Origin of the sequence: Mesorhizobium sp. M8A.F.Ca.ET.202.01.1.1 (genome assembly GCF_004791595.1) — a bacterium.
In the GTDB taxonomy this organism is placed as follows: Bacteria; Pseudomonadota; Alphaproteobacteria; order Rhizobiales; family Rhizobiaceae; genus Mesorhizobium.
In genome coordinates this window covers 42,794-65,846 of the sequence record NZ_SRUN01000009.1, presented here as the reverse complement: position 1 = coordinate 65,846, position 23,053 = coordinate 42,794, and the positions used below count along the sequence as shown (strand labels likewise).

Below are 23,053 nucleotides of genomic sequence, written 5' to 3'. Positions count from 1 at the left end.
GATGGCGGCCGTCCGCACTTCTTCCGAAATCACCTTCAACCGCGTCGCCATCGTCGCCGTGCTGCTGGTGACCATCATCTTCCTGGCGCCGATCTACTGGATCGCCTCGACGGCGTTCAAGCCGCGCAATCTTGCCACCACCATTCCGCCGACCGTCGTCTTCCAGCCGGAGATATCGCCCTTCGTGAAGCTGTTCACCAAGCGCTCCCAATTGCGCAGTCCGCCTTCGCCGGAAGAGTACGCGGCCGCCCCATGGTGGGAGCGCGTCGTGTTCGACGGCGGTGAAAAGATCGTGCGCGATGGCAAGGGCCAGGTGCAGTGGTCGGGCTATCCGAGCCGCTTCCTGAACTCGCTGATCATCGCCATCACTTCGACGGTGCTGGCTGTCGGCATGGGCACGTTCACCGCCTATGGCTTCTCTCGCTTCAAGGTGAAAGGAGAGGCGGACCTGCTCTTCTTCATCCTGTCGACACGCATGCTGCCACCGGTGGTGGTGGCGATCCCGATGTTCCTGATGTACCGCGCGGTCGGCCTCAACGATTCCCATATCGGCCTGATCATCCTCTACACTGCCTTCAACCTGTCCTTCTCGGTGTGGCTGATGAAGGGTTTCATGGACGAAATCCCGAAGGAGTATGAGGAGGCGGCACTCGTCGACGGCTACACACGCATGGAAGCCTTCTTCAAGATCGTGCTGCCGGAGGCCGCCACCGGCATCGCCGCCACAGCCGTGTTCTGCTTCATCACCGCGTGGAACGAATATGCCTTCGCGCTGATCATGACCAACCGCCGCGCCCAGACGGCGCCGCCGTTCATTCCCAGCCAGGTCGGCTCCGGCCTGCCGGACTGGACGGTGATTGCCGCCGGAACCTTCCTGTTCCTGCTGCCGGTCGCCATCTTCACCTTCCTGCTTCGCAATCATCTGCTGCGCGGCATGTCCTTCGGAGCGATCCGCAAATGAGCTTTCGCGCCATCAATCAGAAATATCTGGAGCCCGGTAGCCAAGTGCTGATGGTGCTCGGCATCGTCGCACTCTGCCAGCCGTGGAACATGCTGCTGCACAGCTACGGCCTGACCATCATCCTGATCGGGCTGATCGGTTTCAACATCACCTCGAAGATAGCGCCAGAGGAAGAGGCCGGCACCGGCCATGGCGCGGATACGCGAAATCCGGGAGCACAGCATTGACCCAGATAGAGCTTCGCGGCGTCCAGAAATTCTTCGGTGCCGTCCAGGTCATCAAGGACCTCAACCTCAAGATCGCGGACAATGAGTTCATCGTGCTGCTTGGGCAGTCCGGCTGCGGCAAGACGACGACGTTGCGCGCCATCGCCGGACTGGAAACCATCGACGAGGGCGACATCCTCATCGACGGCAAGCCGGTCCAGCATTTGAAGGCGGCCGACCGCGATATCGCCATGGTGTTCCAGTCGTTTTCACTCTACCCGCATATGAGCGTCTACGAGAACATCGCCTTTCCCTTGCGCGCCACGCGCAAGAGCAAAACAGAGATCGACCAGGAAGTACGCTCGGTCGCCAAGACGCTGCAAATTTCAGACCTGTTGGCCAAGAAACCGTCGGCACTTTCAGGCGGCGACATGCAGCGGGTGGCGATCGGCCGGGCGCTGGTGCGGCGGCCGAAGGCGATGCTGATGGATGAGCCGATCGGCGCGCTCGACGCCAAGCTGCGCGAAGAGATGCGGGCCGAGATCAAGCGGCTGCACATCAAGCAGGGCTCGACCACCATCTACGTCACGCACGACCAGATCGAGGCGATGAGCCTCGCCGACCGCATCGTCATCATGCATGAGGGCGTGTTGCAGCAGGTGGGAACGCCCGACGAGGTCTATTCGCAGCCGGCCAATCTGTTCGTGGCCCAGTTCGTCGGCAGCCCGGTGATGAATGTCGCCGACGCGGCCGTGACCGAGAAAGCCTCGGCCGCATCGGTGACCCTAGGCGACGCGGCCGCCGGCTTCGAGTTTCCGCGCACGCTGCTGTCGAAGCTCAACGGTCATGCCGGCGACGCGTTGGCGCTCGGCATCCGGCCCGAAGGGGTGCTCATTCGCCGCGATGCGGCCGACGGCTTCATGGCCGTCGAGACGCAGATCGTCGAACCGCTCGGCTCCTTCGACATCGTCGACCTCAAGGTCGGCTCCAATATGCTGCGTGCCCGCACCAAGAGTGGCTTCATTTCAGGCCCCGGCGAAAAGGTCTTTGCCAGGATCGATCCGACGCAGGCGCATTTCTTCGACAAGGCAAGCGGCAAGTCGCTTGAGGTGAGGCTCTGATGGCCCATATCCAGCTCAAGAATATCTCCAAGACGTTCGGTAACCACACGGCCTTGACCGGCCTCGACCTCGACATCGCCGATGGCGAATTCTTCGTCCTGCTCGGCGAAACGGGCGCCGGCAAGACGACCACGCTGCGGCTGATCGCCGGGCTGGAGAAGCCGAGCGCGGGGCAGGTCTTCATCGATGGGGTCGACGTTGCCGACTGGGGCGCGGCCGAGCGCGACGTGGCGCTGGTGCTGCAGCAATATTCGCTCTACCCGCGCTACACGGTGCGCGAAAACCTCGAATTTCCGCTGAAGCCGAAGATCCGCAGGTTGCCTGACGCCGAGATCAAGGACCGCGTCGACCGCGCCGCCCGCACGCTACGGATCGAGCACCTGCTCGACCGCAAGACCGACCGGCTGTCCGGCGGCGAAATGCAGCGCGTCTCCATCGGCCGCGCCATCGTGCGCAAGCCGCGCGTGTTCCTGATGGACGAGCCGCTGTCGGCGCTCGACGCCAAATTGCGCGAGGCGCTGCGCACCGAGTTGAAGAACCTGCAGATACAGCTCGGCGCCACTTTCCTGTTCGTTACCCACGACCAGATCGAGGCGATGTCGATGGGCGACAAAGTCGGCGTGCTCAACCATGGCCGCATCATCCAGACCGGCACGCCGCACGAGATCTACAACAATCCGCGCGACACCTACGTGGCGAGCTTCGTCGGCTCGCCGCCGATGAACCTCATCGACGGCAGGCTGGTGAACGGCCGGGCGGTGATGGCGCCATTGAATTTTGAACTGCCGTTTGCAGGGGGAGCCAAGGCGAGTGGGGCGACCGAGGGTCGCCCGCTCGTCTTCGGCATCCGTCCGGAGGATGTGTATCTGGAAAGCGGCGCACCGGTCGAGGCGCGTGTCCACGACGTCGAGAACCATGGCGTGGAAAAGATCCTGACGCTGCGGGTCGGCGATACAACCCTGCGCGCCACGGTGCCGGCCAGGACCGACGTCGCGATCGAGCAGCCGGTGCGCTTTGCCTGGAACCCCGACAAGGTGGTGCTGTTCGACAAGGGCAGTGGAGTCAGCTTGCGGCACGCGTCATAAGGCGCGGCTATTTCGGCAGGTAGGTCTCGTAAGGCGTGTCGTTGATCAACAGGATCACGCATTCCGTCTGCGAGAGGCAGGCGTCGTCATGCATCTCATCGGCCTTCTGGGTCCAGTAGGATCCAGGTGGCAGTTCGACCTTGCTCGCCTCGCCGCCTTGCATCTGTCAGTGCGCCCATAGACCCTGGATGACCACGGCGCGATAGTCGGCGGTGTGCGCGTGCACGGGGGCGCGCCAGTTGCCCGGGACTTTCAGCAAGGTTCCGGCGGACCCCTTGGCCCTTTCGCCCCACAGTGGTCCCAGGCGCTGCGGCTGGTCAAGCGCCTCGGCGACGTAAGGGATCTTGCCTGCCGGCAGATAGCTGTCCTCGAGAGCAAAGGCGCGTCCTGGAATGACCGACAGGACACCAAGCGCGAGCAGTACGAAATGATTGGCCATGGGATTTCCTCCACGGGCCAGCCTATCCGCCGGAAGCCGGCCGGCAATGACGCCGCGTCCAAAAGACCTGGCAATTCCTCCAGCCGGGAGGGATTGGCGTGATTTGGCTGCCTGACGTCAGGACGGCTCTTCGCCGGCACCAATGTGGCGCAGATGGCTCGGCGCCACGCCCATCACCCGCTTGAAGGCGCGGCTGAAGGATGCTTCCGAATCATAGCCCAGTCTCGCCGCCGCCACCGACACCCTCATGCCATCCCGGGCCAACCATTGCCTGGCCTGGTGCATGCGCACGCGCAGCACATATTTGGCCGGCGTCTCTCCGACCACCGTGGCGAAGCGCTTGGCAAAGGCGGAGCGCGAGGCTCCCATCATCCGCGCCAGCGCCTCGACGCTCCAATCGCGATCCGGCTGCAGGTGGATGGTCGCCAGCACCTTGCCGATGTCGGGATTGCGGACGGCCGCGATCCAGCCGGTGGCATCGCCACAGCCGTTCTCGACCCAGGAGCGGATGATCGTGGCGGCGAGCACATCGGCAAGGCGGGCAAGGATTCCGCCGGAGCCGACCCGGTCCATCGTCACTTCGCCGGCCATCGCGTCGAGCAGATGCTGAATGCCCGGTGCGTTCGCCATCAGCTTATGCGCCTGCATCAGGTTGGGCATCATGTCGAGCAGCGGGTGCGAGCCGTCGAGATTGAAATGCATGCTGCCGCAAAACAGCAAGGTCTTGGGGCCGCCACACTCGTTGGAGACGTCGTAGATGTTTTCGCACACCGGTTCGATCGTGTAGCGGCCGATCGGCACCGGGGGCACGCCGGGCGCGCTGGCCAGGACATGCGCGTCGCCGCGCGGGATCAAAAGCGCGTCGCCCACGGATAGTTCGATCCACTCCTTGGCCGGTGAGAACAGCCAGCAGCCCTGCTGGCCGATGAAATGAAACCGAGCCGCCTTCTGTGCGGGAAAGGAAACGGCCCAGGGCTCGCCCAACACGCAGCGGCCGTAGTCGACGCCGTCGAGCCGTAATCCACGCAGCATGTCGGTCAGCGGATCACCGGAAGTCGGCTGCGCCATTTTGGACGAATTGTAATTCATTCCGGCGTTTCTAGCATGGAAACTCCAACTCGTCACTCCCATGTTGCGGTGCAGCCAAATGCTGCGCTGCAAACAAATCGAAGACCGGCCGCATAGCCAAGCCACGACGGCAAGCATGTAACGGGTGGAGCCAGAGCCCGGTTGTTTTCTATGTGGCGCCGCAAACAGATCGGAGACTGACCATGGCCGAACCCGCGACAGGCGCCATTGACGCCGCACTTCTCGACCCCGCCGAATCCGATGAACGAACCGAACCGGCGTGGGGTGCCGTGGTCTCGCTCGCCCTCGGCGTTTTCGGTCTGGTCACCGCCGAATTCCTGCCCGCCAGTCTGCTGACGCCGATGGCGCGCGATCTCGGCGTAAGCGAAGGCGTTGCCGGGCAAGCGGTGACGGCGACCGCGATCGTGGGCGCCATCGCCGCTCCCACCATGGCCATCATCACAAGGCGCATGGACCGCAGGCTGGTGATGTGGATGCTGACGGCGTTCCTTATCCTGTCCAACCCTCTCGCCACCTTTGCCTCGTCGCTGCCCATGCTCCTGCTGGCCCGCGTCGTGCTCGGCGTGGCCCTTGGCGGCTTCTGGGCCATGTCGGCCGCCATGGCGTTGCGGCTGGTGCCGATGCGGCTGATGCCGCGGGCGATGTCGATCATCCTGACCGGCGTGTCGCTTGCCACCGTCACCGCGGCTCCGGTCGGCGCCTATGTCGGCGACATCTGGGGATGGCGCACGGCATTCATGATCGCGACCATCGTCGGGGCGCTGGCACTGCTGGTGCAACTGGCGACCATTCCGAAACTGCCGCCGGTGGGCGTCGCGAGCTTCCGCACCTTGCTCGAAGTGCTGGAGCGGCCGTCGATCAGGGTTGCCCTGCTGGTCGTGATGCTGGTCGCGTCCGGGCACTTTGCCGGTTTCACCTATGTCCGTCCCTTCCTCGAGAAGGTGCCGGTGCTCAACATCGAGACGATCTCGCTGGTGCTGCTGGCCTACGGCATAGGTGGTTTCTTCGGCAACATCGCCGGCGGCATCCTCGCCGAACGCAACCTCAAGGCCGCCGTCGCGCTCGCGCCTCTGCTGATTGCATTGGCGGCCGCCTCGATGCTGATCCTTGGCGCTTCGCCCATGATCGCCGCCACTGCCGTCGCGGCCTGGGGTTTTGCCTTCGGCGCGGTGCCGGTCGGGCTGCAGAGCTGGCTGGTACGGGCGGCGCCGGACCAGGCAGAAAGCGCCGGCGGCCTGATGGTTGCGACCTTCCAGGTGGCGATTGCGATCGGCGCCGTCTTTGGCGGTCTGCTGGTCGACAATGCCGGCGTCGCCAGCGCCTTTGCCTATTGCGGCATCGCAACGCTGCTGGCTGCCATCGTGGTGTTCCTGCGCGGCCCGAGGCAGGCCGAATAGTCTCTCCCAACAGCCACCATTGGCAACGGCCCGAGAACCACTACGGTTTTCGGGCCGTTGCCGTTGTGATGGCGGCGACGAAGCGGTTGAGACTGTCCTCGACATAGACGGCCACTTCGATGGTCGGATCAAAGCTCCACCATAGCAACGCCCCTTGCCAGTGCGACGCCATCAGCAGGCCGACGTCTGGTGGCGGGTCGTCGATTTCAGCGAAGCAGGCCGCAAGAGCAGCGCACAGGAATGCCTTCCAGGTAGCGCCGCGCGCCCTGAGCACAGGATCGCGCAGATCCTCGCGCAAGACGAGCAGGCCCTCGGCATAGGACTCGATGCCGCCATAGCCCTGCGACAGCGCCACCAGCAATTCGATGGCACCGGCCGGGGTTCTAGCAACGCCGGTGGCCAGCGTTCTGGTCTTGTCGTCGAGATCATCCCAGGCATGCAGCAAGGTGCGCTGCTTCAACCGCGCCTTGTTCTTGAAGCGCTGCACCAGGGTTGCGCCGGACAGGCCGCAGGCTTTTGCCAGACGCTCGAAGGTAAGCGCCTCCGGCCCGTGCTCGTGCATCAATCGCAAGGCTGCTTCCAGCACCTGTTCGTCGGACCGGGTTTTGGGACGGGTCATCTTGACATTCCAATATAACCGAATGATCATTTATATATGTTGTGAGCGGCGTTTGCCAGCTCGGATTTGATCGATGGTGCTGTTTTGGGAGAGTTCAATGACGTTGCAAGGGAAAGTTGCCCTGGTTGCCGGCGGCACACGGGGCGCCGGGCGCGGCATAGCGGTCGAACTCGGCGCCGCCGGCGCCACCGTCTATGTCACGGGGCGGAGCACGCGCGGCCAGCAATCCGAGTATGCCCGGCCAGAGACCATCGAGGAGACGGCTGAACTGGTCACCGTGAACGGCGGCACGGGCATCGCCGTGAAGGTCGATCATCTCATCGCCGATGAAGTACGCAGGTTGGTCGAGCGCATCCGTGACGAGCAGGGTCGCCTCGACATACTGGTCAACGATATCTGGGGCGGCGAAAAGCTGTTCGAATGGGACAAGCCGGTCTGGGAGCATAATCTGGAGAACGGCCTGCGCATGCTGCGCCTGGCCATCGACACGCATCTGATCACCGCGCACCATGCCTTGCCGTTGATGATCGAGCGGTCGGGCGGGCTGCTTGTCGAGATCACCGACGGCACCGCCGAATACAATGCCCGGCATTATCGCCTGTCGCCTTTCTACGACCTTGCCAAGGTGGCGGTGAACCGCTTGGCCTGGGCCCACGCCCAGGACCTGGCGAAACACGGCGCCACGTCGGTGTCGCTGACGCCGGGCTGGATGCGCTCGGAAATGATGCTGGAGATTTATGGCGTCGCCGAAGAAAACTGGCGCGACGCCACGGCGAAAGTGCCCCATTTCGTCATCTCCGAAACGCCGCGCTTCGTCGGCCGCGCCGTCACCGCTTTGGCCACGGATCCGGATCGCTCGCGTTGGAACGGCCAGTCGCTGTCCAGCGGCGGGCTGGCGCAGGTCTATGGTTTCACCGATTTGGACGGCTCGCGACCCGATGCCTGGCGCTATGTTCCGGAGGTTCAGGATGCCGGCAAACCAGCCGATGCAACAGGCTACCGGTAGAGCAGAACTGCTTCAGGCCGAGCGCCCATCGAAGTCGAAGATCGACAAGGTGGACGGGTCGAGACCGGTCAAGCAGTTGATGTTGACGTAGGCGCTGCGTTCGCCGCTTTCGCTGATGTCTTCGGCAAAGGGATGGATGCCGCAGGTTCGGCAGAAGCGGTGTGCTATTTTCGCTTCGCCGAATGTGTAGCGGCCAAGGTCATCGCCCCAGGCGACGAGTGTGAGCTTGTCATGTGGCACGGCCCACAGCAGCGCACCCTTGCGGGCGCAGATCGAGCAATTGCAGCGAACGACGCCCTCGAGCTCGCCCTCGATTTCGAACGCAACCTTGCCGCAATGGCAGCTGCCCTTGTACAGCATCAGTAATCTTCCTGTCGCTGGCCGGTGCAAAGGCACGCTGGCCGGGTTATTCCTTCGGCAGGCCTGGCGGCTGCTTGCCCGAAGGACGTTCTATCCTGGCGGAGTCCGACATCGACATGCAATCAATCCGCGACCGTCTCGAAAACATCCTGTCACGTCTTGCCAGTCGTGCAGCCGTCGAGAAGGTCTACACGAAGCTTTATGCCGAAGCCGCACGGGCCGCGGCTGACGCCAGCGATGCCCGCAAACGAGCCGGCGTGACGCTTGGGCCGCTCGACGGCACCATTGTCTCGATCAAGGATCTGTTTGATGTCGCCGGCGAAGCGACCACGGCGGGCTCGCTGATGCGCAAGACCGCCGCGCCGGCTCAGCGCGATGCGGCCATCGTCGGCCGGCTTCGGCAAGCCGGTGCGGTCATCATCGGCAAGACCAACATGACCGAATTCGCCTTCACCGCGATCGGCGACAACATGCATTACGGAACGCCCGGCAATCCCGTCGACCCAGGGCGCATTCCAGGCGGTTCGTCCTCGGGCGCCGGCGTGTCTGTCGGCGAGGGGACGAGCGACATCTCGATCGGATCCGACACCGGGGGTTCGATCCGCATCCCGGCGGCGCTCAATGGTGTCGTCGGCTTCAAGCCGACAGCACGGCGCGTGCCGCTGACCGGCGCCTTTCCGCTTTCGGGCACGTTGGACTCCATCGGGCCGCTCGCCCGAACCGTCTCGCAATGCGCAGCCGCCGACGCGGTGATGGCCGGCGAGGCGTCGAACGAATTGGCCGCCATTCCCCTCGCCGGGCTTCGCATTGGCATTCCGCGCGGCGTTCTTTTCGGCGACATAGAAGGCGGGGTTGCCGCGGCCTTCGAGCATTGTCTTGGCAGGATCGAACAGGCTGGCGCGCACATTGCGGATCTGTCGATCGACGACATGATCGCGGAGTTTCGTGCGGCCACCAAGCGCGGTTCGATCGCCGCCATGGAAGGCGCCGAGGTGCATGCCGACTGGCTGGCGGCAGGCGCGCCGGCGCCGGTCGACCCGCATGTGAGTGGACCCTTGTCGCGGGCGGCGCTGCTGCCGGCGCCCGTCTATATCAGGGCGCTGCGCCGGCGCGCCGCACTGGTCGCTGCCATGGACGAACGGCTGGCGTCGGTCGATGTCCTGGCTCTGCCGGCCACACCGGTGACCGCCCCGACCATCGCCTCCATGGCCGAGGACGCCGAGCTGCGCGACCGCACCGAAGGACTGCTGCTGCGCAACACGCAGGTCGCCAACCAGTTCGACCTCTGCGCGATTTCGCTGCCAATGCCGGGCACGGCGCTGCCGGCTGGCCTGATGCTGGTCGCGCGCAACGGCCACGACCATCGTCTGCTGCGGATAGCGGCTGAAGTGGAGAGGCTGCTGTGACGAGCAGCGTGCCCACGGCAATCAGTGCGCCGCGCAGCGCCTGCGCTCGGCTTTGCCAGAGGCGCGTTCGATACGCGTAACGACCAGCATGGGCGGCTCGTTCGGCTCACCGCGATGCTGGATCGATCCTCTGACGACGAGCTGTCCCGCGTGGAGCTTGTCGGAAGTGTCGGGTGCGGCCCTGTCTTGCAGCGCCAATTCGGTGGTGTTGAGCGCCACGCCTTTGATGACCTTGCCGGTGGCCAGATCCAGCGCGTTACCCGAGGGACAAGGGTCTCTGAAGCAGACGATTCCATTGCTGCAGTAGACATAGGCGCTGCCCTCTGCCGCAGCGAGTGCAGGCAAGGTCGCGGTCGAACACGCGGCGAGAACCAAGGATGCCAAGCGACGATACAACATGACTTTCAGCGTCACCAACAATTGAAGCGAAACCGCGGTGTATTTCACGTGTCGGCCGGAAACCGCCGCCGGTAATGATCGACCACTTCGGGATTGCGCAGATTGACAGGCAGCTTGCCGGCCAGCACCAGCAGGGTCTCGCCGGCCGCGCCGACGCCCATGCGCATCATCGATTCCTCGGTAATCCCTGCCATATGCGGGGTGATGATGACATTGTCGAAGCCGAAATAGGGATGATTTGCCGGTAGCGGCTGTGTCGAGAAAACGTCGAGCGCGGCGCCGCCAATGCGGCGCTGCCGCAAGGCCTCGATCAGCGCGTCGTCGTCGACGACCGGCCCACGCGACACGTTGATCAGCAGTGCGTTGGGTTTCATGCGGGCGATGCGCTCGCGGCTGATCAGGCCGCGCGTCTCCGGCGTCAGCGGGCAGCAGAGCACGATGATGTCGCTCTGCTCGACCAGCGCGTCGATCGACAGGAAGCCGACTTTTTCCGGCGCCGGCTGCATGCTGCGCGTCGTTGCCACAACCTTGAGGTCGAAGCCGTGCGCGGCGATATGCCCGACGGCTTGCCCGACTGCGCCGAGGCCGACGATGCCGATGGTCTTGCCGGCGAGTTCGATGTTGGAGTTGGCATGCTCGCGGCCGGCAAGCCAGCCCTTGGCGCGCAGGTCGCGGTCGACCCTGCGGAATTGCCGCAGCAGCGCAAGCGCGGTGAACATGACATGTTCGGCGACCGAGCGGGCATTGACCGCCGGCACGTTAGCCACCAGCACGCCGGCTGCCGCGGCGGCTTCCATCGGGATCATGTCGAGCCCCGCGCCATGGCGAATTGCGGCCCTCAGCTTCCAGGCGCCCTCGAACAGCGCTGGCGGCAGCGGCGCCCGCACGATGACGATATCGGCATCCTTGGCCTCCCTGGCCAATGTGCCGGCGTCCAGCGCCGAAGCGATCACCAGCTGACCGGCGCCGGCGAGCTTGGCCGAGGCGCGCGGGTGCAGCGGATGGGTCGACAGGATCTTTGGCACGGTCTGGGTCACGGTCAGGCCTTTTCGAGCGCCGCGCCCGCCGGCGAAGCCGCCATGCCGCCCTCGATCAGGCCTTTCCAGTAGCTTTCCGCGCCTTGCAGATGGGCGCTCATCAGCGCCTGGGCGAGATTGCCGTCGCGGCGCAGCAGCGCCTCGTAGATCTGCACGTGCTCGGCATGCGAGCGCACGCTGCGTTCGGGATCGTTGAAGTAGATCGGCAGGCGCTGCTCGCCCATCAGATAGTAGACGCTGCAGATGTTGTGGAAGACGCTGTTCTTGGTGGCGCGCACGATTTCGAGGTGGAATTCGCGGTCCTCCTTGGCCAAGCCTTCGCCAGCGGCGATGCGCTCCTCGGAGGCCTTCAGGATTTCGCGCAGCCGTTCGAAATTTTCCTCGGTGGCGCGCGAGCAGGCAAGCTCCGCAGCCTTGATCTCATGGATCTTGCGCAACTCGACCGTTTCATAAATCTGCATGGGATCGAGCGGCAGGCCGGCGCGTGCGAACAGCGCCAGCGCCTCCACGCTCGCCTGTTTGGTGTCGATGTAGATGCCTGATTTGGCGCGGCGCTCGACGATGCGCATGGCTTCGAGGATGGCAAGCGCTTCGCGGATCTGCCCGCGGCTGACGCCAAAATGCTCAGCCAACTCGCGTTCGGAAGGCGTGCGGCCGCTCTCCTTGTCCGAGTGGGAGAACAGATAGGCGGCGAGTTCCGCGAGAAGGTTGTTTTCTTTCATCGTCAATTGCGTTGCGCGTGCGCCTCCAGGAATCGCTCCGAAATGGTGAATCCCAATCCGGCCTTTTCCGGGATCGCTATCATACCGTCCTTCGCTTCGACAGTCTCATCGACCAGATCGTGGATCATCGGGTTGGCGCCGAGCGAATATTCGACCGTGAAACTCGAAGGCGATGCGGCACAGACATGCAGCCCGGCGAAGAAGCAGGGCGCGCCGGCCCATAGATGCGGCGCAAAGCGCAAATTGAAGGCGCTGGCGATGGTGCCGATCTTCATTGCCTCGCTGATGCCGCCGCAAAAGGCCGGATCCGGCTGGAAGATGTCGGCGGCCTTGAGCACGGCGAGGTCGCGAAAGGCATAGCGCGTCGCCTCGCTTTCGCCGGTGGCGATCGGAACGGCGCCGGCGGCGCGCACTTCGGCCATGCCCGGCTTGTCGTCGGCGATCACGGGCTCCTCGAACCAGGCGAGGTCGAGATCGCCGACGAGGTGGATGAAGCGCTTGGCTTCCGCCACGGTATAGGTTCCGTGGGCATCGACCATCAGATCGACATCGGGGCCGAGCGCCTGGCGTGCCGCGCGCACGCGAGCCGCGGAAATATGCGCGGCGCCATCCATGGCGCCCACCCGCATCTTCAGCGCCTTGAAGCCGCCCCTGGCGATATAAGATTTCAATTGCTCGCCGATGGCATCGGCCGACGCCCAGCCACCGGAGGCATAGGCCTGCATGCGATCGACCTTACGGCCACCGAGAAGCCGCCAGACCGGCTGGCCCAGCGACTTGCCCAGGATGTCCCAGAGCGCGATGTCGACGGCGCTGATGGCGGCGACGCTCATGCCGCGCCGCGCCAGCTGCGGCATGGCGTGGCCTGCGTGGGCGGCACTCTGGTGGCGCACGCCGTTGTAGAGCATTTCCCAGATGACGCCGATATCGGCCGGATCGCGGCCGATCAATTGCGGCCCGACTTCTTGGTTCAGCATATGGACGAGGGCGCCATAGCTGCCGGCACTGCCGGCCGCATTCTTGCCTTCGCCCCAGCCGACCAGCCCGTCATCGGTTTCGATGCGCAGGATGGCAGCGTCGAAGGTCGTCACCTGACCGAAGTCGCTGCGATGCTGCTTCGCGGCTTCGATCGGGACGCGGACCCACCAGGCCTGGACTGTCTTGATGCGCATATTTTTCCCCAGCCCTGCCGCCGGCCAAGGCGGAAGGGCAAATTCCCAGAGGCGGTCGACTACTTGATCAGCGGCAACAGCGTTTCGGCGGTGATGCGCATCTGGTCGGTGTAGAATTTCTCGGTCAGTACGCTGGAGCCGTGATCCTGGATGAACTTCAGCTGCTCGGGCGAGATATCGACCGGGTGGCGCTCAACCATGTCGGGATAGGGTGCCGCCGGCGTGCGGTCGACCGGGGCGACGAACTCGTTGGTCAGCGCGCCATCATAGCCGACTTCCTTCAAGGTCGCGACGATCCTGGGCCAGTCGATCTGGCCGAGGCCGGCGGCGAAGCGGTTGTTGTCGGCGACATGGAAGTCGAACAGGCGCTTTCCGACCTGCCGGATGGCGTCATGGACATTAAATTCCTCCATGTGGAGGTGGTAGGCGTCAAGGCAGACGCCGCATTCGGGGCTGACCGCATCAGCCAGCGCCAGCGCCTGTGCGCCGCGGTTGAACAGATAGGTCTCGAAGCGGTTCAGCGGCTCGACGGCAATCTTGACGCCGACCTTCTTGGCGTGGGTGAAGCATTCGCGGGTCGCGTCGACGACCCACTTCCACTCCTCTTCCTCGGTGCCGTCCGGCACCACCTTGCCGACGGTTGCCGGAACCAGCGTGATGATCTCGCCGTCGAGCTCGCTGACCATCGTCAGCACGTCCTTGACGTATTGCACGGAGCGCTCGCGCTGGCCCTGGTTCCTGGCGGCGAGGTTGCGTTCGCCTAACATCAGGGTCACCGCGCCCCAGCAGCGGATGCCATGCTCCTTCAGCAGCGCCCGCGTCTCCTTGGTCTTGTACTGCGCGGGCTCGCCGGAAATCTCGATCGACTCATAGCCGAATTTCTTGATGCGCTTGAGCGTCGTCTCAAGGGGTTCCGCGCGCATCCAGTTGTGCGTCGAAAGATGCATGGTCCGTCCTTCCCAGATTCGTCCGTATGGTTTGCCTGCGACATGCATCGCCGAAAGACGACGCAAGGGTTCCTCCCCAAGGCATCCCCAGCCTTTTCCCGCAAACTGGTTCGACCAATTGGGCCTGAAGCGAGGTCTACAGCAAATTCCCTGGAACGGCAAGAAGCGTGGAGACGCTACTTCCTGTGTGAATTATAACATTGATTGTATTGCGTTATGTGCCGATATTTTAGATATGCGGAGGGCTTTGCCGTGACATTGTCAGGCTTGACCAAAACCCCCTATTTGGTAATACCAGAATGGCCGTGCCTGCAAGGCGCCTGGTTCGAAAAGACCAAAATGGCTGGCCCTGCTTCCAATCGGCGCTATGCTTGGTCGCGACAAAATGAGGAGGATGCCGATGCCGACGACAATGAAGGGCCCTGGACTGTTTCTGGCGCAGTTCGCGGGCGACGCCGCACCGTTCAATTCGCTGGCGTCGATCACCAAATGGGCCGCCGGTCTCGGCTACAAGGGCGTGCAGATCCCGACCTGGGACGCGCGCCTGTTCGACCTCAAGAAGGCGGCGTCTTCCAAGGCCTATTGCGATGAGGTGAAGGGCATCTGCGCTGACGCCGGGGTCGAGATCACCGAACTGTCGACGCATCTGCAGGGGCAATTGGTGGCGGTGCATCCGGCCTATGACGCGCAGATGGATGGGTTCGCGCCGCCATCGGTGCACAACAACCCGAAGGCGCGGCAGGAATGGGCCGTCGAACAGATGAGGTTGGGTGCCAAGGCATCGCGCAATCTCGGGCTGAATGCCTCTGTGTCATTCACCGGTTCGCTGGCTTTCCCCTACCTTTACCCCTTCCCGCAGCGGCCCGCCGGTCTGATCGAGGAAGCCTTCGGCGAACTCGGCAAACGCTGGAAGCCGATCCTCGACGCCTATGAGGACAATGGTGTCGATGTCGGCTACGAAATCCATCCTTCAGAGGACGTGTTCGACGGGGCCACCTTCGAGATGTTCCTCGACGCCGTCGGCGACCACAAGCGCTGCAACATCAATTACGACCCTTCGCACTTCCTGCTGCAGCAGCTCGACTATCTCGAATTCATCGACATCTATCACGAGCGTATCAAGGCGTTTCACGTCAAGGACGCCGAGTTCAATCCGACCGGCCGGCAGGGCGTGTACTCCGGTTACCAGAGCTGGACCAACCGTGCCGGCCGTTTCCGCTCGCTGGGCGACGGGCAAGTGGATTTCGGCGGCATCTTCTCCAAGCTGACGCAGTACAATTACGATTCCTGGGCGGTGCTGGAATGGGAATGCTGCCTGAAGCATCCCGAGGACGGTGCGGCCGAAGGGGCGCCCTTCATCCAGCACCACATCATCCGGGTGACCGAGAAGGCATTCGACGATTTCGCCGCCGGCACCACGGACAAGAAGCTGCTGCGCGCCATGATGGGAATTTGACGCTGCTTTCGCTCCCCTTGGGGAGGGTATTTCATACGAGGGAGAAAAATATGGTTGGCGCATCGAAGTCGGAAACGGGAGGCGGCCCGATCCGCTACGGCATGGTCGGCGGCGGGCAAGGCGCCTTCATTGGCGCGGTGCACCGGATCGCGGCGCGACTGGACAATGATTTCGTGCTCGTCGCGGGCGCCCTGTCATCCGATCCGGCACGCGCCAAGGCCTCGGCTACCGAACTCGGGCTCGATCCCTCGCGCAGCTATGCGTCTTACGCGGAAATGGCCAAGGCCGAGGCGAAGCGCCCGGATGGCATCGAGGCTGTGGCCATCGTCACTCCCAACAACGTCCATGTGCCGGCGGCCAAGGCTTTCCTCGAAGCAGGCATCCACGTGATCTGCGACAAGCCGCTGGCAACGACGCTGGCCGAGGCGAAAAAGCTTGCGGCGGTAGTGGAAAAGACCGGCAAGGTGTTCGTGCTCACCCACAATTACACCGCCTATCCGATGGTGCGGCAGGCGCGCGAAATGGTGGCCAAAGGCGTGCTTGGCGACATCCGCATCGTGCAGTCGGAATATCCGCAGGACTGGCTTACCGAGGACCTCGCCGCTACCGGCCAGAAGCAGGCGGCATGGCGGGGGGACCCCAAGCAGGCGGGGGCCGGCGGCGCGCTCGGCGACATCGGCACCCATGCCTACAATCTTGCCCGCTTCGTCTCCGGGCTCGAGCTCGACTCGCTGTCGGCCGATCTCGATGCCTTCGTGCCGGGCAGGCTGCTCGACGACAACGTCAACGTCATGCTGCGTTTCAAACCGACAGGAAAAACCCATCCGGCCAAGGGCATGATCTGGGCGAGCCAGGTGGCGCCCGGTCATGAGAACGGCCTGAAGCTGCGCATCTACGGTTCGAAGGGCGGGCTGGAATGGGTGCAGGCCGATCCGAACTACCTCTGGTATACGCCGTTCGGCCAGCCGAAACAGTTGATCACCCGCAACGGCGCCGGCGCGTTGCCGGTGGCAGGCCGTGTCAGCCGCGTTCCGTCAGGCCACCCCGAGGGCTATCTCGAAGGCTTCGCCAATATCTACCAGGAGGCCGCACGCGCCATCCGCGCGGCGCGGCGCAAGGGCGGCAAGCCGGCAAAGGATGTCGTCTTCCCGACCATTCAGGACGGCGTCGAGGGCATGGCTTTCATCGAAGCCTGTGTGAAGTCGTCGAAGAAGAACGGGGCGTGGACGAAGCTGTAAGGGTGCCTGGCGAGCGCGGAATTCCCCCTCACCCGGATCGCCAACCGAATTGCGAAGGGCAATTCCGGGCAATCCGGCCTCTCCCCGAGGAGAGAGGAGGGTGCCGGTGCGACGCTAATTTTCTCTTCTCCCTCCCGGGGGAGAAGGTGGCCGCGTAGCGGCCGGATGAGGGGGGCTTGGCGCGAAGTTGGGGGGAACAACCAGCCGGCCTTAAAATGGGGGAGGGACGTCGATGAAAATCGGCATGTGCATGTTCTTGTGGACGACGGCGGTGTCGAAGAAGCACGAGCCATTGCTTCGCGACATCAAGGCAACCGGCTTTGACGGTGTCGAGATACCGATCTTCGTCGGTACGCCGGACGACTACAGGAAACTGGGCGAATTGCTCGACCGCATCGGGCTGGAGCGGACCGCTGTTTCAGCCATGGGCGATCCGGCGATGAACCTGATCTCGGCCGATGCGGCAACGCGCAAGGCTGGTGTGGATTACATGAAATGGGCCATCGATTGCGCCGATGCGCTTGGCGCCCGCACGCTGAGCGGACCGCTGCATTCGACGCTGGGCGCCTTTTCCGGAACCGGGCCTACAGCCGCCGAGAAAAAACGCTCCGTCGCCTCGCAGCGCGCCATCGGCGACCATGCCGGCAAGAGGAACGTCACCATCGGGCTCGAGGCGCTGAACCGCTTCGAATGCTATCTTCTCAACACCATGGCCGACCTGTCGGAGCATGTCGACGTCATCGACCGGCCGCACATCAAGGCGATGTACGACACGTTCCACGCCAATATCGAGGAGGCCGACCCGATCGGCGCTTATACGAAGCACCGCAGGAATATCGTGCATATCCACATATCGGAGAACGATCGCGGCGTGCCGGGGCGCGGCAACATTCCCTGGAAAGAGACTTTCGCGGCGATCCGCAAGAGCGGCTATGACGACTGGCTGACCATCGAGGCGTTCGGGCGCTCGCTGAAGGATCTGGCGGCGGCGACGAAAGTGTGGCGCGATTTTTCCGAGACGCCGGAAGCGGTTTATCGCGAGGGATACAAGCATATCAGGAACGGGTGGAAGAAGGCGGCTTAGGGCACGTCGATATTCGGATGAGGCCGGTCTGCAAATGAAGGGTTCCTGCGCTTCCGGTGCTCACGTACCCAAAAGTACGCTCCGCTCCGGTTCTCGTAACCCCACATTTTCGACTCGGCCTGACCCGAATCTCAACATGCCCTGAGGCGCTGAGATCGCTATCCCTGCTGGGCCTGGATCCTGTTGTAGTCGTGGATCGTCCGGCTCAGCCTGCGGCGCAGGAAGTTGGATATGTTGTCGAAGATGAAGACGACGAGCAGGATCAGCAGCACCATGTAGAAGACGTTGGCCCAGTTGGAGTTGGTGCGCATCGCTTCCCACAGCTTCAGGCCAATGCCGCCGGCGCCGACCGCGCCGATGATGGTCGCGCCCCTGGTATTGGATTCCCACTGGTAGAGGGTCTGACTGATGAAGATCGGGATCACTTCGGGCATAACGCCGTAGCGCTGCACCAAAAGGCCGTTGGCGCCGGTCGAAAGCACCCCTTCGCGTGGCTTGTCGTCGATGTTCTCCAGACCTTCCGAATAGACTTTGCCGAGCGTGCCGATCTCGGTGAAGAAGATCGCGGCACTGCCGGCCAGCGGGCCGGGGCCGAAGGCGCGGGTGAAGAACAGCGCCCAGATCAGCATGTCGACCGAGCGCATGAAGTCGAAGAAGCGCTTGAGCACCTGGCTGAGCACGCCGCTTGGCGTAATGTTACGCGCCGCGAAGAAGGCAAGCGGGAAGGCGACGATGCCGCCGAGCAGCGTGCCGAGGAAAGCCATGACGATGGTCTGCAGGAGCTTCGTCCAGACGTCGCCGTGCTGCCATTGGGCGTTGTTCCAGATGTTGTCGCCGGCCAGCGCGAGGTTCGAGGTGCCAGGTTTCAGCTCGGGTCCCGATATGATCAGCGAGATCACTTCCTCCGCTGATTTGCCGAAGAAGGGCGAGCGTGTGTCGAAGACGAAGTTCGCCCAGCCGAGGAAGCGCTTGCGCACCTTGACCCGGTCGACGGTGACGCGCACCTCGCCGACAAAGCCCATCTTGGCGACCACCTCGTCATCATGAACCGTCATCCAGTCGGGCACCGGGCCCGAGACCACCGGTTTGCCGCTGGTCAGCGCCACCGGCACTGTCTGTCCATTGGCGACAATCGTCGCATAGGTCTTGTCGAAGGTGACGGATTTGGCCTGGCCGTCGATCCGCACGGTGAAGGAACCGTCGGCATTCTTGATCACCCAATCCGGATTGGGATTGTCGCCCAGTGCGGAGAAGCGCGGATATTTGGGCGTGATCTCCGGCTGGTCGAGACGGAATTCCGGCTGCAGATCGTAGCTGATCCATTGCGTCAGGAAGAGCGGCAGCCGCTCCCAATGCGATTCACGCAATACCTGCGGCAGGCTGAAGAACCACAAGGCATAGACCAGATAGAGGAGAGTGCCAACGAACAGGAGCAGCGGACCGAAGCGCTTGTATGCGGGGCGCCGGAAAACCTGCGGGTGGCGCGCCTCGATCGACAGCATCTCCTCGGCGGTCATGGTCGCCATGATCTATGCCCCCATCATAAAGGCTTGTTCGCCGACCAGCTTGCGGCGAAGCCAGGCGGAAAACTGATCGATGATGAAGATGGTCGTGAACAGCAGCAGCACCAGCGCCAGCGTCTTGGCGCCGAAGCCGCGTGAGATGGACAGCTTCAGCTCTTCGCCGATGCCGCCGCCGCCGACGGCGCCGATGATGGTCGAGGCCCGCACGTTGATCTCGACCCGCAGCAGCGTATAGGACACGAAATTGGGCAACACCTGTGGAAGGTCGGCGAAGCGCACCCGCTCGAACCAGTTGGCGCCGACCGCCGTCAGGCCTTCCTCGGCACGCATGTCGATGTTCTCGTTGATCTCGTAGAACAGCTTGCCGAGTGCGCCGATCGAATGCAGGCCGATGGCGATTATGGCGGCGATCGGACCGGTCGAGACGATTGCCGCGAAGAGGCCGGCGATGACGATTTCCGGAAAGGCACGCAGCAATTCCATGAAGCGCTTGACCACCAGCCTCAGTGCCGGATGGGGCGTCAGGTTGCGCGCCGCGATGAAGGAAAAAGGCACCGCGAAGATGAAGCCGATGAAGGTCGAAACCAGCGCCACGTTCACCGTGGTCAGCATCAGCTCGAAATATTCGGGGACGTAGAAACCGCCCCAGACATAGACGCGGCCGAGCGGGAAGTTGAATTCCTGGGTGCCGGTATCATGCGGCGAGGCGATGTCGAACAGCGCCCGCCAGACGTCGTTCCAGTCTTTCGGGACCAGCCAGCTCAGGAAATCCAGTATGTGCGGCAGCCGGTCGAAGAAATGCCCGGCATTGGCTTCGTCGGCGAACCACATGCTGGAAAGCATCGCGGCAAGCAGGAGGCCGACGCCGAGCACCGTATAGAACCGGCGCAGCGACGTCTGGCGTCGCCAGGTATCGGCCGTCTGGTGAATGCCGTCGGAGGGGTCTGTCGCGGAAAGGGTCATGATCGGAGATGCAAAAAGGGCGGTGTTTTGAACACCGCCCCTTCCGATTTCGCCGTTAGCCGCCGATGGCTGCCTTACGGGCTTCGACGATGACGTTGTAGAAGTCGGGCTTCACCGGAACGTAGCCGGTAAAATCGCCGCCTTCGACGCCTTCGAAGCAAGCCTTGTCCTTCTTGGGCAGATCAGTGAAGAAGGCGGTCAGCTTGGCGGTCATGTCGTCGCCGAGCGCGGTGCGCACGACCAGCGGGCCGTTCGGGATCAGGCCCGAGCGCCAGACTTCGACGAAGTCGTTGGGGTCGACGGCGCCCTTGGCGACTTCCTTGTGGAAGGTGCCGGAGGTGTAGCCGTTCTTGAAGTCGCCGATGCCCGAGGAATCGTCGACAGCGACGTCGACCTTGCCATCACGCACGGCGAGAACGTTGTTTTCGTGGCCGCCATTGAACTGGGTCGAAGCGAAGAAGGTCTCGTTCGAAGCGCCGGTGTCCTTCGGAATCTGGGTCAGCGGGATCAAATAGCCTGAAGTCGAATCCGGATCGGCATAGCCAAGCTTCTTGCCCTTGGCCGACTTGATGTCGGTGATCCCCGAGGTCTTCAGCGCCAGGCCGATCGAATAATAGCCGGTGGAGCCATCGGTCTGCTTGGTGGTGAGGATCGGGGTGACCGCCTTCGGGTCCTTGAGATAGACGCTGGCATAGCCGGAAGCGCCGAGTTCGGCGAAGTCGAGCGTGCCGCCGAGCAGGCCCTGGATGACGCCGTCATAGTCGGCGGCGGGGAACAGCGAAACCTTTTCGAAGCCGAACTCGGTCTTCAGGTGATCGGCCAGGCACTGGTAGTTGCGCAGCCGGTCGGTTTCGTTTTCGCCGCCGAGAATGCCGACGCGAAATTCCTTCATGTCGGCGGCGTGGGCCATGCTGGTGGCCATGGCGAGCACCGAAACGGCACCGAAAACCATCTTCCTGAACATTGACGTCTCTCCTGTAAGTTCCGGCCCCGCGCCGGCAGCGTTCTTGATCTTGACAAGTGCCCTTGACGCGGGCGGACGATCCAGGCGCTCGCTATTGGCCCGTAACGGGCTCAGTACCCCGGGAATGCGGGTTCGAGCGGTCCGGCGGATGCGGCGATTTTCTGCTTGTAGGCAACGCTGGTGGAGGTGATGGCCTCCGATATCTCGCCGCCACTGCTGTCGGCGCCGTATACAAGACGCACAGCTTCGCGGTTGAGCTCTTCGGGCGGCCCGTCGAAGACGACTTTGCCGGCGGCCATGCCGATGATGCGGTTGCAATAGGTGCGGGCGGTATCGAGCGTATGAAGATTGGTGACGACGGTTATGCCTTCGCGCAGATTGATGTCCTGCAGCGAATCCATCACCACCTTGGCGTTGAGCGGGTCGAGCGAGGCGATCGGCTCGTCGGCCAGGATCACCCTGGGCTGCTGCATCATGGCGCGGGCGATGGCGACCCGTTGCTGCTGTCCGCCCGACAAGGTGCCGGCGGGCTGAAGTGCGGTGCGGGCGATGTCGAGCCGCTCGAGCGCGGCGACCGCTTCGGCGCACTCGGCGCGCGAAAACATGCCGAGAAGGTTGGACAGGGTCGAACGGTGGTTCAATTTGCCGAGCAGCACGTTGGTCAGCACGTCGAGGCGCGGCACCAGGTTGAACTGCTGGAAGATCATGGCGCAGTCGCGCTGCCAGCGGCGCAGCGGCGAGCCGCGTAACCGGGAAACCTCGGCGCCGTCAAAAAAAATCGACCCCTGGCTGGGGTCGACAAGACGGTTGATCATGCGAAGAAGAGTTGATTTGCCTGCGCCCGAACGACCAATGACACCAACCATCTGCCCCTGCGGGATCGAGATGTTGACGTCGCTGACGGCGGTGTTCTTGCCAAATCGTCGGCTGACACCGCGGATTTCGAGCGTGGCAGAGCTTGCTGACATGGGCTGGTTCCAGTCCGGTCCATATTGATCGTCAGGCACTCGCCTAACGCAGCCACATGAACCTGCCATGTCGCCAGCATGTCAGTTTTGTTACGCTCCACAGATACGACGGCCGGCGTCCTGCTGGCGATCAGCCGAGCACCAGCAATTCCTCGAAATGCTTCATGTCGCGGAATGCGCAGAAGGCGGGAGGCTTGATCTCGATCACCGGGGCCTCCCGGCCGAAAAGCGCCAGGCTCTCATCGAACAGCGCCTGCCAGGCAGCAGCCCTGTCGTCGGCGAGACGCTGGATCTGATAGGCGAAGGTGATGTGGAAGACGTAGGCGTCATGATCGGGGTGCCGGTAGCCGAACGGCACAGCCAGTGCATCACGCCATGCACGCATGATACGCACATCCTCGTCGGTCGCGCCGGCAACGGTGAGGCCGGTCGGCACGATCTCGACCACCTTGATATTGAACGGGCCGGCGCCCTGGAAGCCTCTCAGGCGCTCCAGATAGAGGCGGATCATGGCGTCGATGCCGGTGTCGAGCGGCACGTCCCGCGGCCAGAAGGGCAAGCGGCGGCGATATTCGATGATACCCTGGAACAGCGTCATGTGCAGGCTGGAAACCGGCGTGAAGGCGAGGCGGTCGGCGTCCGGCATGGCCATCATCCGATCGCGCACCGCAAGCACAACGGCTTCCGATGGTGAGCCGCTGACCAGATGGCTGACGACGGTATTGCCCGGCTCGATCAGGAAATTGCCGGAAGTGTCATAACGCGTGCCGAGATGTGTCGGCGGCATCGAATTGGAGCCGGCAAAGAATCCAGCGAGCGAGGGTCTGACAGTGTCGGGCATGGCGATCTCCTTGGGAGATGGCGTCCTGTCCGAGTCCTGTGTCAGGGATA

The 23,053-nt window shown here is 63.3% G+C and carries 23 protein-coding genes and 1 pseudogene; 10 read left to right on the top strand and 14 right to left on the bottom strand.

Annotation, left to right across the window (positions count from 1 at the left end; all coding sequences use genetic code 11):
• Position 1 precedes the first annotated feature (1 nt).
• From EN845_RS19815 to EN845_RS19800, 4 genes are read left to right on the top strand one after another with little or no spacing between them, the layout of a single operon-like run.
• Entirely contained in the window at positions 2–961 is a 960-nt protein-coding gene (locus EN845_RS19815; RefSeq protein WP_127279270.1) for a carbohydrate ABC transporter permease, read from the top strand.
• A complete protein-coding gene (locus tag EN845_RS19810) occupies positions 958–1,188 on the top strand; it encodes a hypothetical protein (protein WP_127279269.1) in 231 nt (76 codons plus the stop codon). The genes EN845_RS19815 and EN845_RS19810 overlap by 4 nt, the downstream gene beginning before the upstream one ends.
• On the top strand, positions 1,185–2,288 hold the full coding sequence (locus tag EN845_RS19805; protein WP_127279268.1) for an ABC transporter ATP-binding protein: 1,104 nt from the start codon (positions 1,185–1,187) through the stop codon (positions 2,286–2,288). The genes EN845_RS19810 and EN845_RS19805 overlap by 4 nt, the downstream gene beginning before the upstream one ends.
• Positions 2,288–3,373: an ABC transporter ATP-binding protein gene (locus EN845_RS19800; RefSeq protein ID WP_127872317.1), complete on the top strand. Its 1,086-nt coding sequence runs from the start codon at positions 2,288–2,290 to the stop codon at positions 3,371–3,373. Before EN845_RS19805 ends, EN845_RS19800 begins: the two co-directional genes overlap by 1 nt.
• Before the next feature lie 7 nt (positions 3,374–3,380).
• Here the strand turns inward: EN845_RS19800 and EN845_RS19795 are convergent.
• Positions 3,381–3,812: pseudogene (locus tag EN845_RS19795) on the bottom strand (DUF4437 domain-containing protein).
• A 117-nt stretch (positions 3,813–3,929) separates the two neighbouring features.
• Complete coding sequence (locus EN845_RS19790) at positions 3,930–4,901, bottom strand: AraC family transcriptional regulator (protein WP_127872318.1); 972 nt, start codon at positions 4,899–4,901, stop codon at positions 3,930–3,932.
• Between the two features lie 182 nt (positions 4,902–5,083).
• On the opposite strand from EN845_RS19790, the gene EN845_RS19785 reads away from it, so the two are divergent.
• Positions 5,084–6,298, top strand: coding sequence for an MFS transporter (locus EN845_RS19785; protein WP_127872319.1), 1,215 nt, complete (start codon positions 5,084–5,086; stop codon positions 6,296–6,298).
• Positions 6,299–6,338: 40 nt separating this feature from the next.
• On the opposite strand, the gene EN845_RS19780 is transcribed toward EN845_RS19785, so the two are convergent.
• A complete protein-coding gene (locus EN845_RS19780; protein ID WP_245511773.1) occupies positions 6,339–6,917 on the bottom strand; it encodes a TetR/AcrR family transcriptional regulator in 579 nt (192 codons plus the stop codon).
• A gap of 97 nt (positions 6,918–7,014) precedes the next feature.
• On the opposite strand from EN845_RS19780, the gene EN845_RS19775 reads away from it, so the two are divergent.
• Complete coding sequence (locus EN845_RS19775; RefSeq protein ID WP_127872321.1) at positions 7,015–7,923, top strand: SDR family oxidoreductase; 909 nt, start codon at positions 7,015–7,017, stop codon at positions 7,921–7,923.
• A gap of 12 nt (positions 7,924–7,935) precedes the next feature.
• On the opposite strand, the gene EN845_RS19770 is transcribed toward EN845_RS19775, so the two are convergent.
• Complete coding sequence (locus EN845_RS19770; protein WP_127279578.1) at positions 7,936–8,283, bottom strand: GFA family protein; 348 nt, start codon at positions 8,281–8,283, stop codon at positions 7,936–7,938.
• A gap of 116 nt (positions 8,284–8,399) precedes the next feature.
• On the opposite strand from EN845_RS19770, the gene EN845_RS19765 reads away from it, so the two are divergent.
• The gene (locus tag EN845_RS19765) at positions 8,400–9,689 is read left to right on the top strand and encodes an amidase (protein WP_127872322.1); all 1,290 of its coding nucleotides are present in this window, start codon (positions 8,400–8,402) and stop codon (positions 9,687–9,689) included.
• 21 nt (positions 9,690–9,710) lie between these two features.
• On the opposite strand, the gene EN845_RS19760 is transcribed toward EN845_RS19765, so the two are convergent.
• The 5 genes from EN845_RS19760 to EN845_RS19740 are packed head-to-tail and all read right to left on the bottom strand — an operon-like array spanning position 9,711 to position 13,966.
• Complete coding sequence (locus EN845_RS19760) at positions 9,711–10,136, bottom strand: hypothetical protein (protein WP_245511772.1); 426 nt, start codon at positions 10,134–10,136, stop codon at positions 9,711–9,713.
• Positions 10,133–11,113, bottom strand: coding sequence for a hydroxyacid dehydrogenase (locus EN845_RS19755; RefSeq protein ID WP_127872362.1), 981 nt, complete (start codon positions 11,111–11,113; stop codon positions 10,133–10,135). The genes EN845_RS19760 and EN845_RS19755 overlap by 4 nt, the downstream gene beginning before the upstream one ends.
• A 14-nt stretch (positions 11,114–11,127) precedes the next feature.
• Positions 11,128–11,847 carry a FadR/GntR family transcriptional regulator gene (locus EN845_RS19750; protein ID WP_127872323.1) on the bottom strand — a complete coding sequence of 240 codons (720 nt, stop codon included), beginning with the start codon at positions 11,845–11,847 and terminating at the stop codon, positions 11,128–11,130.
• A 2-nt stretch (positions 11,848–11,849) separates the two neighbouring features.
• Positions 11,850–13,019, bottom strand: a complete 1,170-nt coding sequence (locus EN845_RS19745) for a mandelate racemase/muconate lactonizing enzyme family protein (protein ID WP_127872324.1) — start codon at positions 13,017–13,019, stop codon at positions 11,850–11,852.
• 59 nt (positions 13,020–13,078) lie between these two features.
• Positions 13,079–13,966 carry a sugar phosphate isomerase/epimerase gene (locus EN845_RS19740; RefSeq protein WP_127277895.1) on the bottom strand — a complete coding sequence of 296 codons (888 nt, stop codon included), beginning with the start codon at positions 13,964–13,966 and terminating at the stop codon, positions 13,079–13,081.
• Between the two features lie 400 nt (positions 13,967–14,366).
• Here EN845_RS19740 and EN845_RS19735 point away from each other — a divergent pair, with 400 nt between their 5' ends.
• The 3 genes from EN845_RS19735 (at position 14,367) to EN845_RS19725 (ending at position 17,744) form a co-directional block, all read left to right on the top strand.
• Positions 14,367–15,422, top strand: a complete 1,056-nt coding sequence (locus tag EN845_RS19735; RefSeq protein WP_127872325.1) for a sugar phosphate isomerase/epimerase — start codon at positions 14,367–14,369, stop codon at positions 15,420–15,422.
• 50 nt (positions 15,423–15,472) lie between these two features.
• Entirely contained in the window at positions 15,473–16,660 is a 1,188-nt protein-coding gene (locus EN845_RS19730; RefSeq protein WP_127872326.1) for a Gfo/Idh/MocA family oxidoreductase, read from the top strand.
• Positions 16,661–16,892: 232 nt separating this feature from the next.
• Positions 16,893–17,744 carry a sugar phosphate isomerase/epimerase gene (locus EN845_RS19725; RefSeq protein ID WP_127872327.1) on the top strand — a complete coding sequence of 284 codons (852 nt, stop codon included), beginning with the start codon at positions 16,893–16,895 and terminating at the stop codon, positions 17,742–17,744.
• Positions 17,745–17,902: 158 nt separating this feature from the next.
• Here EN845_RS19725 and phnE (EN845_RS19720) read toward each other — a convergent pair whose 3' ends face one another.
• The 5 genes from phnE (EN845_RS19720) to EN845_RS19700 all read right to left on the bottom strand — a co-directional run bounded on the left by phnE (EN845_RS19720) (position 17,903) and on the right by EN845_RS19700 (position 23,003).
• Positions 17,903–19,270 carry a phosphonate ABC transporter, permease protein PhnE gene (gene phnE, locus EN845_RS19720; protein ID WP_127872328.1) on the bottom strand — a complete coding sequence of 456 codons (1,368 nt, stop codon included), beginning with the start codon at positions 19,268–19,270 and terminating at the stop codon, positions 17,903–17,905.
• A gap of 3 nt (positions 19,271–19,273) precedes the next feature.
• Positions 19,274–20,230, bottom strand: coding sequence for a phosphonate ABC transporter, permease protein PhnE (gene phnE / locus EN845_RS19715; protein ID WP_127872329.1), 957 nt, complete (start codon positions 20,228–20,230; stop codon positions 19,274–19,276).
• Positions 20,231–20,285: 55 nt separating this feature from the next.
• Positions 20,286–21,194, bottom strand: a complete 909-nt coding sequence (gene phnD, locus EN845_RS19710) for a phosphonate ABC transporter substrate-binding protein (RefSeq protein WP_127872330.1) — start codon at positions 21,192–21,194, stop codon at positions 20,286–20,288.
• A gap of 110 nt (positions 21,195–21,304) precedes the next feature.
• Positions 21,305–22,162, bottom strand: a complete 858-nt coding sequence (phnC, locus tag EN845_RS19705; RefSeq protein WP_127872331.1) for a phosphonate ABC transporter ATP-binding protein — start codon at positions 22,160–22,162, stop codon at positions 21,305–21,307.
• 130 nt (positions 22,163–22,292) lie between these two features.
• Positions 22,293–23,003: a DUF1868 domain-containing protein gene (locus tag EN845_RS19700; RefSeq protein ID WP_127872332.1), complete on the bottom strand. Its 711-nt coding sequence runs from the start codon at positions 23,001–23,003 to the stop codon at positions 22,293–22,295.
• Positions 23,004–23,053 lie beyond the last annotated feature (50 nt).